The organism is Stutzerimonas sp. S1, assembly GCF_025966695.1.
Classification (GTDB): Bacteria; Pseudomonadota; Gammaproteobacteria; order Pseudomonadales; family Pseudomonadaceae; genus Stutzerimonas.
Map to the genome: position 1 here is coordinate 189489 of NZ_JAOEIY010000004.1, position 13782 is coordinate 203270.

At 63.7% G+C, this 13782-nt stretch carries 13 protein-coding genes and 1 tRNA gene; 6 read left to right on the forward strand and 8 right to left on the reverse strand.

What is annotated here, in order from left to right; genetic code table 11:
* The first annotated feature begins 117 nt into the window (after positions 1-117).
* Both N8H22_RS10095 and N8H22_RS10100 read left to right on the forward strand, forming a co-directional pair.
* A complete protein-coding gene (locus tag N8H22_RS10095) occupies positions 118-2151 on the forward strand; it encodes a S9 family peptidase (RefSeq protein WP_264590374.1) in 2034 nt (677 codons plus the stop codon).
* Positions 2152-2339: 188 nt separating this feature from the next.
* Entirely contained in the window at positions 2340-2708 is a 369-nt protein-coding gene (locus tag N8H22_RS10100) for a YgaP-like transmembrane domain (protein WP_264590375.1), read from the forward strand.
* 43 nt (positions 2709-2751) lie between these two features.
* Here the strand turns inward: N8H22_RS10100 and N8H22_RS10105 are convergent, their stop codons facing one another.
* From N8H22_RS10105 to N8H22_RS10125, 5 genes are all read right to left on the reverse strand, one after another.
* Entirely contained in the window at positions 2752-3729 is a 978-nt protein-coding gene (locus N8H22_RS10105) for a succinylglutamate desuccinylase (protein WP_264590376.1), read from the reverse strand.
* A 15-nt stretch (positions 3730-3744) separates the two neighbouring features.
* A complete protein-coding gene (locus tag N8H22_RS10110) occupies positions 3745-4026 on the reverse strand; it encodes a topoisomerase II (protein ID WP_264590377.1) in 282 nt (93 codons plus the stop codon).
* A 57-nt stretch (positions 4027-4083) separates the two neighbouring features.
* Positions 4084-5304 (reverse strand): aspartate aminotransferase family protein, encoded by a 1221-nt coding sequence (locus N8H22_RS10115; protein ID WP_264590378.1) that lies wholly within the window; start codon positions 5302-5304, stop codon positions 4084-4086.
* Positions 5305-5442: 138 nt separating this feature from the next.
* Entirely contained in the window at positions 5443-6135 is a 693-nt protein-coding gene (locus N8H22_RS10120) for a crotonase/enoyl-CoA hydratase family protein (RefSeq protein ID WP_264590379.1), read from the reverse strand.
* A gap of 138 nt (positions 6136-6273) precedes the next feature.
* On the reverse strand, positions 6274-7572 hold the full coding sequence (locus N8H22_RS10125; protein ID WP_264590380.1) for an HD-GYP domain-containing protein: 1299 nt from the start codon (positions 7570-7572) through the stop codon (positions 6274-6276).
* A gap of 224 nt (positions 7573-7796) precedes the next feature.
* On the opposite strand from N8H22_RS10125, the gene N8H22_RS10130 reads away from it, so the two are divergent.
* Positions 7797-7886, forward strand: a tRNA-Ser gene (locus tag N8H22_RS10130).
* Positions 7887-8049: 163 nt separating this feature from the next.
* Here the strand turns inward: N8H22_RS10130 and N8H22_RS10135 are convergent.
* A complete protein-coding gene (locus tag N8H22_RS10135) occupies positions 8050-8214 on the reverse strand; it encodes a hypothetical protein (protein ID WP_264590381.1) in 165 nt (54 codons plus the stop codon).
* 111 nt (positions 8215-8325) lie between these two features.
* Between N8H22_RS10135 and N8H22_RS10140 the strand changes: the two genes are divergently transcribed.
* The gene (locus N8H22_RS10140) at positions 8326-9309 is read left to right on the forward strand and encodes a lipid A deacylase LpxR family protein (RefSeq protein ID WP_264590382.1); all 984 of its coding nucleotides are present in this window, start codon (positions 8326-8328) and stop codon (positions 9307-9309) included.
* Between the two features lie 25 nt (positions 9310-9334).
* On the opposite strand, the gene N8H22_RS10145 is transcribed toward N8H22_RS10140, so the two are convergent.
* Both N8H22_RS10145 and N8H22_RS10150 read right to left on the reverse strand, forming a co-directional pair.
* On the reverse strand, positions 9335-11125 hold the full coding sequence (locus tag N8H22_RS10145; RefSeq protein ID WP_264590383.1) for a bifunctional diguanylate cyclase/phosphodiesterase: 1791 nt from the start codon (positions 11123-11125) through the stop codon (positions 9335-9337).
* Positions 11126-11252: 127 nt separating this feature from the next.
* The gene (locus N8H22_RS10150; protein ID WP_264590384.1) at positions 11253-11684 is read right to left on the reverse strand and encodes a hypothetical protein; all 432 of its coding nucleotides are present in this window, start codon (positions 11682-11684) and stop codon (positions 11253-11255) included.
* 460 nt (positions 11685-12144) lie between these two features.
* Between N8H22_RS10150 and N8H22_RS10155 the strand changes: the two genes are divergently transcribed.
* Complete coding sequence (locus N8H22_RS10155; protein WP_264590385.1) at positions 12145-12501, forward strand: rhodanese-like domain-containing protein; 357 nt, start codon at positions 12145-12147, stop codon at positions 12499-12501.
* Between the two features lie 136 nt (positions 12502-12637).
* Entirely contained in the window at positions 12638-13771 is a 1134-nt protein-coding gene (locus tag N8H22_RS10160) for a mechanosensitive ion channel family protein (protein ID WP_264590386.1), read from the forward strand.
* Positions 13772-13782 lie beyond the last annotated feature (11 nt).

The following is a 13782-nucleotide window of genomic DNA, read 5'->3' on the forward strand; positions in this document are numbered from 1 at the left end:
AGCTGAAACCGGGACTGCACCAACCGGGTCAATCCTAGACGCAGTCGAGCAGGTACACTGCCGCAATTCGTTGCACGCCATGTACGGTCAACGCACCCACCGAATCCGGAGTACTGCATGTCCCAAGCCCCCATCGCCCGCGCCGACATCGGCACCGATCCCTTTCGCTGGCTGGAGAATCGCGACGCCGACGATGTGCTGGCCTATCTCAAGGCGGAGAACGCTTACCTCGAAGAACAGCTCGCCGAGCAGGCCGAACTGCGCGAAACCCTGTTCCAGGAAATCAAAGGCCGGATTCGCGAAACCGATCTGTCCCTACCCTCGCCCTGGGGTCCGTGGCTGTATTACCAGCGCACCACCGCTGGCGACGAGTACCCGCGGCACTACCGCTGCCCGCGCCCGCTGGATGGCTCGCTCATGGTGGACGAAAGCGCCGAGCAGCTGCTGCTCGATCCCAACGAGCTGGCCGGCGGCGGCTTCCTGTCGCTGGGCGCCTTCAGCATCAGCCAGGACCACAGCAAGCTCGCCTACAGCCTCGACCGCGAAGGCGACGAGATCTACCGGCTGTACGTCAAGGACCTGGCCAGCGGCGCGGTAACGGAGCTGCCCTTCGACAACTGCGACGGCAGCATGACCTGGGCCAACGACAGCCAGACGCTCTTCTATGGCGAGCTGGACGAGACCCATCGGCCGCACCGGATCTACCGCCATCGCCTGGGCGAGACCGGTAGCGCCGCGGTGTTTCACGATCCGGACGGGCGCTTCTTCGTCCACTGCTACCGCGCCAGCTCCGAACGCCAGCTGGTCATCCTCTCCCACAGCAAGACCACCAGCGAAGCCTGGGTACTGTCGGCGGACCAGCCGGAAGGCAACTGGACATGCCTGGCGCCACGCCAGGAAGACCACGAATACTTCCCCGACCATGGCCTGTACGAAGGCCAGTGGCGCTGGCTGATCCGCAGCAACCAGGGAGGCATCAACTTCGCCCTTTACCACGCCAGTGAGGCCGAGCCGGGCCGCGAGCACTGGCAGGAGCTGGTCCCGCATGACGACGCGGTGATGCTCGAGGACGTCAGCCTGAACGCCGAGGCGATCACCCTGACCCTGCGCGAAAGCGGCCTGCCGGTGATCGAGGTGCGATCGCAGGGCGTTCAGCCCTATCGCCTGCAGCTGCCCGATGCGGCCTACAGCCTGCACGTGCAGAACTCGCTGGAATTCACCAGCACGGTGATCCGCGTGCGCTACGAGGCGTTGAACCGCCCGGCGCAGATCCGCCAATTGACTCTCGCCGACGGCGCCCAGGAGGTGCTCAAGGAAACCCCGGTGGAAGGCGCGTTCGATGCCGACGCCTACGAAAGCCGGCGCATCTGGGCCACCGCGCAGGACGGCACGCAGATTCCCATCAGCCTGGTCGGCCGCCGCGACAGCTTCGGCAAGCCGGCGCCGCTCTACCTCTACGGTTACGGCGCCTACGGTCACAGCCTCGACCCCTGGTTCTCCCACGCACGACTGTCACTGCTCGACCGCGGCTTCGTCTTCGCCATCGCCCATGTGCGTGGCGGTGGTGATCTGGGTGAAGCCTGGTACCGCGCCGGCAAGCTGGAACACAAGCCGAACACCTTCAACGACTTCATCGCCTGCGCCGAACAGCTGTTGGCCGACGGCTACACCACGTCGCCGCGCCTGGCCATCAGCGGCGGCAGCGCCGGCGGGCTGCTGATCGGCGCGGTGCTCAACCTGCGTCCGGAACTGTTCGGTGCGGCGATCGCCGAGGTGCCCTTTGTCGACGTGCTCAACACCATGCTCAATGCCGACCTGCCGCTGACCGTGACCGAGTACGACGAATGGGGCGACCCGAACCAGCCCGAGGTGCACGAACGCATCCGCGCCTATGCGCCGTACGAGAACGTCCGGGCCCAGGCCTACCCGCCGCTGCTCGCCGTGGCCGGCTACAACGACAGCCGCGTGCAGTACTGGGAAGCCGCCAAGTGGGTCGCCAAGCTGCGCGCCACCCGCACCGACGACAACCTGCTGCTGCTCAAGACCGAGTTCGGCGCCGGGCATGGCGGCATGAGCGGTCGCTACCAGGCGCTCAAGGACGTGGCGCTGGAGTACGCCTTCGTACTCAAGGTGTTCGGCATGGCTGGCTAGCGCTGCAAGCCCCGCCCCACCCGGCAGCAACCGCATCACTCAGCCCCTCTCCGGCGATCAGCGGATGGGTTGAGTCGAGGCATGCGACATTGAAACGCGTGGATATCCGCACCTGCCGACCCGCGACCGCGAACGGTCCGCGTCGGTGAGAGTCAGTCATTGAGAATATCCTCGTCGGAGTCCACGCAATGAATCGCACCTCTTCGAACGCACAAAACGTCCACGGCTGGGAACGCGCCGCTTCGCTCGCCGGCGGCTTGTATCTTCTGGGCAAGGGCCTGCGTCGCGGCGGGCTTGGCGGCCTGCTGCAGCTGGCCATGGGCGGCATGGCCCTGAGTCGCGGCGTGACCGGACGCTGCGAAGCCAAACGCATATTCAGCGAGATCAACGAACAGGCGGCAATGGCCGAAGGCACTTCCCGGCATCTGCCGCTGGAGCAGAGTGAAACCGACCGCCAGCGTATGCGCCGCAATGCCGAGGCAGCCACGGCAACCGCAACAGTCACCGGCAACCAAGGGCTGGAAACTCCGGCTGGCGGCTCCACCGGCCTCGGCTAGTCAGCCCAACCCGTCGCACGCGCTCCCGGGATGACCGCGACGTTCATTCGCACGGCACCACGATCAGCCCGGCGCGCTGCCCTGGCGCCACATCCGGCATCGGGAATAGCAGCCGCGCCTGCGCTTCCTCGACGAGCCACTGACGGCCGTCGCCCTCCACCGCCACGACGCTGCCTTGTGCCAGTGGCGCAAAATTCTCGATGGTTGGCGGCACGCACAGGTGAAAGCCCGCGCTGCGCCTGATGATCTCGCGGGCGATGCGAAAATGTTGCAGCGGTGGCGCAGCGGCGCTCGGCACCACCCGACCCTCGAGCATCCCCCACAAGCTCTGCTCCAGCCGATCGAGCCACCGCCACGCTTCGTCACCTTCGGCCAGCTCCAGTGTGAACGCCTCCGCGGCCAGCTGAATCGCGCTAAATGCGCTGAAGGTGCTGCTCGCTTGTTGCTGAAACAGCACCCCCGTGACTCCCATCTCTCGCAACCGCTCCAGCGCAGCCGCAGAAACCTGCTCGCCAGCGCGCCACGGACAGATGGCGAACTGCGGCAGACGCGACGGACGCATCGCCGAATGCAGGTCGTAATGGCGTCGCAGACGTTCAGGCGCGGAAAAGAATGTCGTCGCCAGGCGTTCCAGCGCCGCGGCGCGCGCTGCTTCAGCGCCAATGGCCAGGCGGTGCGCGCCACAAAACAGCCGATTGAGGTCCTGATCGAGCTGTCGTTTGCCCGCGCGCATCGCCAGCGGATTGCCGAACAGCACCAGCAAGCGCGCACGCGGCAGCAGCTCGCCGCGCGCCAGGGCACGTACCAGGCGATCGAGTAGCTGGATAGGAATGATCTCGTTGCCGTGAATACCCGCCGACAGCAGCAGGTCCAGGCCATCGTCCAGCCCATCGGGCGGTGTCACCAGCATGGCCCCTTCGGCCAGCCAGCGCAGCTTCACCCCTTGCGGGGTGAGCTGGATCTTCTCGCAAGGCTCACGCCCGGCGAGCGTCAGCTCCAGCAGCTTGCCCAAAGCGAGCATGCCGGCATACCGCCATCAGTGGTTGCAGTCAGGTCCGTGCACATGCTCTTCGTCGTCGGACTCCACCGGCTCCATCTCCAGCTGCAGGCTGACCAGGTTGGTCGCCAGTGGACGCAATACCAGATTGGCGTACTCGGTATCGCCGTCCTCGACATCCACACCGATCATCAGCTGACCATTGCCGACTTGCTGAATCCACACTTCGCGCCCCTGCCAAATCACGGCGAAACGGGTGCAGGAGGTTTCCAGTTGGGTTCCGTCGACATCTTCCAGAACCAGTTGCAGGCTATCGCTCATTCGAATTGCTCTCGCTAGTAAGACGCGAGGCGGCCGAGCCGCCTCGTCAAAGAAAAATCAGGCTTGAGTCAAGCTGGCAATGGCGCGCTCGAAGCGATCCAGGCCTTCTTCGATATCGGCCTCATCGATCACCAGGCTGGGTGCCAGACGTACCACGTCCGGACCAGCCTGCAGCACCATAAGTGCCTCTTTTTCTGCCGCCACACAGAAGGCGCCGGCCTTGCCCTTCCAGGTTTCGCTCAGCACGCAGCCGATCAGCAGGCCGCGACCGCGTATCTGACTGAACACACCGTAACGCTCGCCGATCTGCAGCAGCCGGGCCTTGAAGCGCTCGTGCCGGGCCTTGACGCCTTCGAGCACCTCTGGCGTGTTGACGATGTCCACCACCGTCTCGGCAACGGCGCACGCCAGCGGGTTGCCGCCATAAGTGGTGCCGTGGGTGCCGACGCTCAGGTGCGCCGCCGCCTCATTGGTGGTCAGCATCACGCCGATCGGGAAGCCGCCACCCAGGCTCTTGGCATTGGTCAGCACGTCCGGGGTGACACCGTAGTGCATGTAGGCGAACAGCTCGCCGGTGCGCCCCATGCCGGTTTGCACTTCGTCGAAGATCAGCAGCGCATTGTGCTCGTTGCACAGTTGGCGCGCGCCCTCCAGATAGGCCTGTTCGGCCGGCAGGATGCCGCTCTCGCCCTGAATCGGTTCCAGTACCACGGCGCAGGTCTTGTCGGAGATCGCGGCCTTCAGCGCGGCGAGATCGTTGTAGGGCACATGAGTGATGCCCTCGATCTTCGGCCCGAAACCATCGGAGTACTTCGACTGGCCGCCCACCGTGACGGTGAACAGCGTACGGCCGTGGAAGCTATTGACCGCCGAGATGATCTCGAACTTCTGCGGACCGTAGACATCGTGAGCATAGCGACGCGCCAGCTTGAAAGCCGCCTCGTTGGCTTCGGCGCCGGAATTGCAGAAGAAGGCACGATCGGCAAAGGTCGCGGCGACCAGCTTCTTGGCCAGGCGCAGCGCCGGCTCGTTGGTATAGATGTTGGAAATATGCCAGAGCTTGCCGGCCTGCTCGGTCAGCGCCGCCACCAGCGCGGGATGAGCATGCCCGAGGGCGTTGACCGCGATGCCACCAGCGAAGTCCACCAGCTCTCGACCGCTCTGATCCCAGACTCGCGAACCCAGACCGCGGACCGGCACGAAGGCGGCGGGGGCGAAGGTGGGAACAATGACCTGGTCGAAATCGGCGCGTTCTACCGGGGTATGCGGGGCGGACATCGGGGCTCTCCTGCGATGCGACACTGATAGGAATGAAAACGCCCCGCCATCGGCGGGGCGTTACAGGCGCAGTGTAAACGCAGGATCGTCAGGAATGAGCAATCCGCAGAAAATTTCTCTGCCGCGACAGGCCCAGGCTTACAGCCCGAAGTGCTGCTGATCCAGCTCGATCGCCTGATCGAGCGTGTCCAGCAGTGCCTTGCGCGCCTTCAGCTTGGTGTTTTTGTGCGCAACCATGTTGATCTTCTTCAGCTGCTGCGCCGCCGCCGCCGCTACCGCCAGCAGTTCACCAGCCGGCACTATGCGATCGAGGAAACCCGCCTGCACCGCGCCCTGCGGATCGAACAGCTCACCATTGATCACCGAGCGCTGAAACGCCGCCTTGTCCAGTCGATCACGCGCCAGCTCGATGCCGGCATGATGCATGGTCATACCGATCTGCACCTCGTTGAGGCCGATGTGGAAGGTGCCCTCGACACCGATGCGGTAATCGGCCGCCAGCAACAGGAAAGCGCCTTTGGCGATGGCATGTCCCGGACAGGCAACGATGATCGGGAACGGGTGCGCCAGCATTCGCCGCGTGAAGCGCGACCCGGTGGCCACCAGCGCCATCGCATTCTGCGGGCTCGAAGTCATCACCTTGAGGTCATAGCCGCCAGAGAGAATGCCCGGCTGCCCGGTGAGAATCACCACGGCGCGATCCTGTTCGGCGCGGTCCAGCGCAGCGTTCAGCTCATCGAACATGGCCGGGGACAATGCGTTGACCTTGCCGTTGGCGAGGGTCAGCGTCGCGATCCCATCCTCGATTTGGTACGAAATCAGCTCACTCATGGCGAACTCCTTGTTCTTGAAGTGCGCAGACGTTACCCACCGCCATCGCCTGGGTAAAGCGCCGTGACTGACTGGCCGGTCAGCCCCAGGCCGGCGTGGCAAGCTCGTCGAGCCCGTGCCAGCGTCGTCAGCGGCGCCTTAACTCGACTCCGTATCCAGTTCGAGCACCGCCAGCGACTCGGGATGCAGGATGGCCTGCAGCTGGTCATCGGCAATGAACAGACCGTGAGTGCCATCGGCGAGGCCATTGCTGATTCGATAAGGCGTACCTTCGCTGTCCACCGTGATGCGCGACAGATCCAGATAACGAGGCGCGCAGGGATTCTTCTGCGCATCACGCAGAACAACCACCTTCGGCCGCAACTGCAACTGCGCATGCCGCTCCAGCACCAGCGCGACCTCGCCCGAGTGCAACTCCACCAGCGAACCGACCGGGAACACCCCGAGCCAGCGAATGAATTCGCCGACCAGCCGCTCGTCGAACTGTCGATCGCTGCCACTGCGCAACACGTCATAGGCAGCCTGGATCGGCCGGGCGCGGTCATAGCTCCGGTGGCTGGTGATCGCATCGAAGGCGTCGACGATGGTCACCACCCGAGTGACAAAGGGGATCTGGCTGCGATCGAGCCCCAGCGGGTACCCGGTACCATCCAGCCGCTCGTGATGCCCGTACGCTGCCTGCACGGCAGCGCCGGGAATGTCCTCCTGCGCGCACAAGGCCCGGTAGCCGAAGGATGGGTGCTGTTTGATGTGCTCGAATTCTTCGGTCGTGAGCTTGCCCGGCTTGTTCAGCACCTGTGGATCGATCTTCATCTTGCCGACGTCGTGGAGCAGCCCAGCCATGCCCAGCAGCTCGATCCTGGCATCCGGCAGGCCGAGATGCTTGCCGAAACCCATCGCCAGGATAGAGACCGACAGACAATGCAGACTGGTATAGACGTCCTGCGTCTTCAACCGTGCGAGCCAGAGCATCGCGCTTTCGTTTCGCAGCATGCTTTCCAGGTTGCGCCTGACCACGACATGGCATGCCCGCGTGTCGATCGGACGGCCAAGCTGCACGTCGGCCAGCACCTCATCGAGCAGGCGCGCACCGGCATGAAAGGCGTCGTAGGCATGCTCGATTTCTTCGGACAACGGCGTGGCCGGCAGGCTGCGCTGGATCTTGGTGGGCCTGACCGATACCGCGACCATGCCGTCAGCCCCTAATGGCAGGCGCCGGGTTTCGTCGACATAGACAAAGTCGCACCGCTGGCGCAGCGCCCGGATCTGCTCGACGTCGAGCAAGGCGAAACCCTGAAACAGGAAATCGCTCTCACGCCAGGGCCGGTCCAGCTCGCAGACGTACATCCCCAGCTCCAGCTGGCTGACGAGCAGACGCCGCCGCCCTGGCACGTGGACCGTATCGCGATGTTTTCGCTTGTTATTGAATAGGCTCACACAGCAAGTCCTGGCTCAACCGCATCCCGCGCGCTTGTCGCGAGAAAAACCAACGGGGCCTGAGTCCGAGAACTTAGCCAAGCTGCGGGCCATCGCCAAGCCCAACTGTCAGACACCGTAGCTACTGCTTAAACGCATGAAAAAACTAAAAAAAGTTTTTGCCATACGTATCCTGTTCGGCTACATTAGCGCGCCTCGACGGACATGAACCGCCGTCGGGATCCGGTGAGGTGTCCGAGCGGTTGAAGGAGCACGCCTGGAAAGTGTGTATACGAGAAATCGTATCGAGGGTTCGAATCCCTCCCTCACCGCCAGATTCGATTCAAGCAAGCCCCTGATTTCCATGTGAAATCAGGGGCTTTTGCTTTTGGGCTTCAGGCTCGACACGGCAGCCCGCGACGCCCACCCATTTCCCGCCCCCGACATGTCGCACCAAACGAGGCGGTTTGGCATGCCGGGAAGGCAGGGGCGAGCCTGTCAGCCGAAGGTCAGGTACATCTTGTACGCCAGGACCGACATCGCGCCGACGATACCGAGTCCGATCATTGCGGCGCCCCATCCCTTGTCGCGCGCGGCATATCCGACGATCAGCAGCACGAATGCCACCATCAACAAGCCAAGCATCACGTCCAGTTCGTACATCTAACGTCCCTTCCCCCTGAAATGTTCATCAAAACCTGCATGCAGAACGCTCGCGCATGGCAGCGGTCCGACATGACATACAAATAAGAATGTAAAGCAGGAGGAACATACATGAATCGCAACGTGCTGCGCCGTTTCGTTTTGTTTGCAACCTGGCTCACCACACCCCTCCTGGCCTCGGCCGACACGCTCTCGCTCAAGGTCGAGAACGACATCATCGCCTCCGGAAGCGACGGCCATTACAGCAACGGCTTGGAAGTCATCTGGGGCTTCGAGCCGCAACCGCTGCACTGGAGCCGAAACTTTGCCGACATCCTGCCCGGCTGGTCCAGCGCGGCACTGGACAATGTCGCCCTGCGGTTCGGCCACCAGATCTACACGCCCGACCAGATCGAGATCGACGGTCTGATCGAGAACGACCGGCCGTACGCCGGCCTGATGTTCGCCGGGTTATCGCTGTTCGCCGATACGCGACGCGAAGGATGGCGTTCCACCCAAGGTCTGCACCTGGACGCCGGGATCGTCGGCCCTGCTGCAGGCGGCAAGCGACTGCAGCGCGTGGTACACCACATCACCGACAGCGATGAGCCCAATGGTTGGGACCATCAGCTGCACAACGAGCCATTCGTCAACCTCGCGTATCAGCACCGCTGGTGGCTGCAGCATCGCCTCGGCGGACTGGAGCTGGAGTACGGTCCCAGTCTGGGTTTCGCGCTCGGCAACCTCTACACCTTTGCCTCCGCAGGGCTGGGTATGCGCCTGGGTCGGAATCTGGACCGCAGTTTCAGCATCCCGGCGGTCACGCCGGCGCAGAGCGGCACCCAGTTCTTCCGCCCCGGCCCCGGCTTCGGCTGGTATGGCTTCGCCAATCTTGAAGGTCGCTACATGGCGCAGAACATGCTCCTTGATGGCAATACCTTCGAGGACAGCCATTCGGTGGATCGCCGCGAATGGGTCGGTGATGCCAAGCTCGGTGTGGCGCTGACCTGGACGCGCTGGCAGCTGGCATTCGCCAGCGTCTGGCGCACGCACGAATTCGAAGGCCAGCAGAAACACGACCAGTTCGGCTCGATCACGCTGTCGACCTGGCTGTGAGTGGAAGTCGCAGGCCAAGAACGCCTTAGGGTGCGAACATCATCTGTTCGAACGCAGCCTTCCCCGCTGTCGCCGCCAACCCGTGCAGGCTGTAGCCCGCCTGTTTTTTCGCCGCGCGCTTGGCATCGGACGCCAGGCCGGCCAGGGCAGCGGCGTCCAGCGCGGCCGAGCGGCGCTCATGCAGCAGCACCACACCGACCGACAACGACAGCAAGGGATAGCGCTCCGGCTGGCCGGTGCGATCTTCTGCCACGAAGCACCCCTCAGCCAAATGCTCCGCGCGATAGTACTGGCGTACCCGGCGCTCGAAGCGGGCGAAGAGCCGCTGGAGCCGCCCTTCCCAGTCGCCACATCCGAGCACCAGCATGAAGTCGTCGCCACCGATGTGACCGATGAATTCGCTGGCCGGGTCGACCATCTCGTTCAGACACTGCGCCAGGCACAGCAACACCTCGTCGCCCCTGGCATAGCCGTAGAGATCGTTGAAAGGCTTGAAGTTGTCGATGTCCACATAGCAGATCGCCGCCGCCCGGTTCTGCTGCAACAGGCGCGTCAGGCTCTGTTGGATCGGCACGTTACCCGGCAGCAAGGTCAGCGGATTGGCATGCCGGGCCTGCTGGATCTTCATCTCGGTGATCAGCTTGAGCACATCGATGACCCGTCCCAGTCCCTGGTAGCGGCCGTCGCGCGTGATGATGAAGTCCTCATCGACACGCTGCCGCGCTCGACTGGTCAGCAGTCGACTGACCTGCTGCAGGGACTGGCTGAGCTCCACCGCCAGATAATCGCAACTCATCAGGCGACTGACCGGCTTGCGCGCCAGCAGATCGGTGGCGAACGGTTTCAGCAACGCCTCGGAGATCAGGTAGCGATGAATGATGCCCACCGGCCGTTGCTCGTCGTCCAGCACCGCGATGGAGCCTAGGCTCGGCTGCAGACGGAAAATTTCCAGCAGCTCGGCAATCTGCCGGTCGGCACCGATCGCGCGCTGGGCGATCAGCAGGGGCGCCAGCGGCGACGCCTCCTCGTCCACGTCAGGCGCTGGGGCGGCCAACAGCGCCGAAATCAGCTCATCCACATCCATGACCGGCTGCTCCTGGGGACGCCCCAACAGATAGCCCTGCACCAGATCGACACCCATGTCCGACAGCACGGCCAGCTCCTCAGACAGTTCGATGCCCTCAGCGATGACCTGAGCGTGCGAGGCGCGCGCGATCTTCAGGATGGACTCAACGAACTCCCGCTTGAGACGGTCCTGGTGGATGCCATCAATGAAATAACGGTCGATCTTCACGTAATCGGGGCGCAGCTCCGACCACAGGCGCAGGCTCGAATAGCCCGCGCCGAGATCATCCAGCGCGATCAGGAAACCCATTGCCCGGTAATGGCGCAGCGCGGCATCGAGCACATCGAAATCGTCGGTCGGGGTCTGTTCGGTGAGCTCGATGACCACCTGGCTGGCGGGTATTCCGTAGGCATGCAGCAGTTCCAGCGTTCGTCCGGCACGGTGACTGCTATCGAGCAGCGATTCCGGCGAGGCGTTGAGAAACAGCTTGCCCGGCAGCGCGCCCTCGCGGAAACGACGGCAGGCGCTCTGGCGAAAACTCACCTCCAGCGCATCGAGGCGACCGGCGTGGCGCGCCGCCGTGAGCAGGTTGATCGGTGAATGCAAGGCGCTGTTGGAAGGGCCGCGGCTGAGCGCTTCATAGCCCAGCACGCGGCGCTCGGACAGCGACACGATGGGTTGGAACAGCGTGGTGATGTCGCCGTGGGCAAGAATACGGTCCAGCGTGCCCAACTGCTCGGTGACGGTCATGGAAGATCCCGTGGCTTGAAAGACGCCGCACGATCAGCGGCGCAGCGTATTTCAAGCCTCGATCATGTCAGCTTCATGACAGAGCTGGCCAATTGCGATCATCAACCGCAGCCACGGGTAGTTTTCGTCATTCTGGCTGCGCCGCCGCACCGCCGGTCGGCCCGCTGCTCGCTGCACCGCCGTTACCTGCACCTGTTTCCATTCCACCCGCGGGACCATCGGTGGTGCCGTTGGTATGCGGAATCGGCGTCGGCGTCGTCGCCGGGCGGGGCGATGAGCCGGGCCGGTCGCTGCGACCCGGCTGCCGTCGGTCGGAATCCTCAAGCTGTGGCGCGCGGGGGTTGCTACGCACATCCTCCGCCGGGTATTGCGCGGCCGGGGCATCGGCGGCGGGCTCGCGAATGGTGTTGATGTCGCGGCCCAGTTGTTCGCGATGCTCCTGCATCTCGGCGCCGCTGCGCTGACGCTGCTGCTCCAGCGTCATACCGCTGTCCTGGGCCAGCGCAAAGGGTGTCGCCGCGCTGACGAGTAGCAAGCACGACAGGTTACGAATATTCATGGAGGCCTCCGATTCGTTTGCCATACCCGTCAATGGACAACAGCGTGAGCGCTGGCGCTGCAATGTTCTGTACGCCAGTGCTCCGGTATGGAACTTGCTGCTGCTCAACAAGCCCGGCGCCGATGTAGCGAACCGTGACGGTCCTGAAGGCGCAGATCGAGGCACTGAATAGCGGAGGAAGGCGGACGACAGCTCAATGTCCGCCGCGAAAAGGCGCCTGACGTGCTGCCCTTCCCATTTGCGCAACACCCCGAAACGCAGATCACCAGGCGCGCCGGGATAATCAGACGCAATGAGTGCAGCACGTCCAGAACAAGAAGAAGGCCACACGATGTTCAAGCAGAAGAAGTTTCGGCAGGCCACACTGATCGTTATCGCCACCGCAGTGATACTGATCCTGCCCAACCTCACTCGGATGTTCGGGTAAAGTGCGCGGCAGCATCCAGCAAGAGGACCCACCATGCGCCTGCCAGTTTTGACCCTCGCCCTGACGTTGAGTGTTTCCGCGCTCGCAGGCGAAATCGACCGTCCCGCCGCCGTGCAAGCGCTGCAGCTACCGGACACGCTGCTGATCGACGTGCGCACCGGCGACGAGTTCGCCGAAGGGGCGCTCCCCGGCGCCATCAATATCGACTGGACCGAGCTGGCCGCCAGCATCGCCGAGGTCGCACCTGACAAAGACACTACCGTGACGCTCTACTGCCGTAGCGGCCGGCGCTCCTCGCTGGCGCAGAATGAACTGCGCGCACTGGGCTACCGCAACGTGATCAACGGCGGCGGCTACGAGCAGTTGCTGCCGCTCCTTTCGCTCGACTGAGCCTTGCCAGGCGTCGCGACTGCGGCGCCCGCTTCCATCCCAGAGGGAACTTCTCGGCGGCACCGGCTACTGAAAACCGTAGCCTTTTGCTCGCGCGCGCCTCGGCGCGCCCAGCCGTCGTGGAGGAATCGAATCGATGAATTGGGACGTTCTGCTGGACGAAACCCTGTGGATCAACGCTGCCATAGTGGTCGCTGTCACCGTCGTCAGCTATGTGCTGCTGCGTACCATCCTGAAACTGGTCACCAACCGCCTGCGTCGCCTGCTCAACGGCTCGCGCAGCGGTTTCGTCGGCATCGCCGCGCAGATGCTGGAGAACACCAGCCGCTTCCTGATCCTCGCCTTTTCCCTGCTGATCGGCCTCAAGGTCGTGGAACTGCCCGAACGCTGGGAGGCAGCAATGTCCCACGGCTGGTTCATTGCCCTCGCCTTCCAGATCGCCCTATGGCTCGATACCGCAGTGCAGTTGTGGATGGACAGCCTGACCCGCGACGGCAAGGCGCGCAACCCGGTGACCACCACCATCATCGGCATCATGCTGCGCATGGTGGTGTGGACGATGATGCTGCTGTCGATCCTCGCCAACCTGGGCGTGAACATCACCGCGATGGTCGCCAGCCTTGGCGTCGGCGGCATCGCTATCGCGCTGGCGGTACAGACCCTGCTCAGCGATATCTTCGCCTCGTTGTCGATCGGCATCGACAAACCGTTCGAGATCGGCGATTTCGTGGTGTTCGGCGAGGTGGCCGGCACCATCGAACACATCGGTCTGAAGACCACGCGCATCCGCAGCCTGAGCGGCGAGCAGGTGGTGTGCGCCAACGCCGACCTGCTCAAGCAGATCCTGCACAACTACAAGCGCATGAATACCCGGCGCATCGTCTTCAAGTTCGGCATTTCCTACCGCACGCCGTCGGCCAAGGTGCGCGAGGTGAGCGCGCTGGTGCGGCGCATCATCGAAGGACTGGAGGCGGTCCAGTTCGACCGTGCGCACTTCCTGGCCTTCGACGAAAGCCAGCTGACGTTCGAGGTCGTCTACATCATGCAGACGTCCGACTACAACAAGTACATGGACGTGCAGCAGGAGATCAATCTCGCGCTCCTCGACGGCCTGAGGGAGCTGGAAGTGGACTTCGCTCACCCGACCCGCCGGATCGAATTCATCGGCGGCAGCTTCCCGGAACTGAGCGTCGCCCGCGTCGCGCAGGAAAAACTAACGGCCGACGTAACCCACGGCCGGGCCGAGCCGCAGCTGTCACCCGGCCGGTAGCCCGTAGCGGC

What these genes read in the sequence shown, in the direction of transcription:
- N8H22_RS10095 (WP_264590374.1), top strand. Translation starts at nt 118, where the DNA reads ATGTCCCAAGCCCCCATCGCCCGCGCCGACATCGGCACCGATCCCTTT.
- N8H22_RS10100 (WP_264590375.1), top strand. Translation starts at nt 2,340, where the DNA reads ATGAATCGCACCTCTTCGAACGCACAAAACGTCCACGGCTGGGAACGC.
- N8H22_RS10105 (WP_264590376.1), bottom strand. Translation starts at nt 3,729, where the DNA reads ATGCTCGCTTTGGGCAAGCTGCTGGAGCTGACGCTCGCCGGGCGTGAG.
- N8H22_RS10110 (WP_264590377.1), bottom strand. Translation starts at nt 4,026, where the DNA reads ATGAGCGATAGCCTGCAACTGGTTCTGGAAGATGTCGACGGAACCCAA.
- N8H22_RS10115 (WP_264590378.1), bottom strand. Translation starts at nt 5,304, where the DNA reads ATGTCCGCCCCGCATACCCCGGTAGAACGCGCCGATTTCGACCAGGTC.
- N8H22_RS10120 (WP_264590379.1), bottom strand. Translation starts at nt 6,135, where the DNA reads ATGAGTGAGCTGATTTCGTACCAAATCGAGGATGGGATCGCGACGCTG.
- N8H22_RS10135 (WP_264590381.1), bottom strand. Translation starts at nt 8,214, where the DNA reads ATGTACGAACTGGACGTGATGCTTGGCTTGTTGATGGTGGCATTCGTG.
- N8H22_RS10140 (WP_264590382.1), top strand. Translation starts at nt 8,326, where the DNA reads ATGAATCGCAACGTGCTGCGCCGTTTCGTTTTGTTTGCAACCTGGCTC.
- N8H22_RS10145 (WP_264590383.1), bottom strand. Translation starts at nt 11,125, where the DNA reads ATGACCGTCACCGAGCAGTTGGGCACGCTGGACCGTATTCTTGCCCAC.
- N8H22_RS10150 (WP_264590384.1), bottom strand. Translation starts at nt 11,684, where the DNA reads ATGAATATTCGTAACCTGTCGTGCTTGCTACTCGTCAGCGCGGCGACA.
- N8H22_RS10155 (WP_264590385.1), top strand. Translation starts at nt 12,145, where the DNA reads ATGCGCCTGCCAGTTTTGACCCTCGCCCTGACGTTGAGTGTTTCCGCG.
- N8H22_RS10160 (WP_264590386.1), top strand. Translation starts at nt 12,638, where the DNA reads ATGAATTGGGACGTTCTGCTGGACGAAACCCTGTGGATCAACGCTGCC.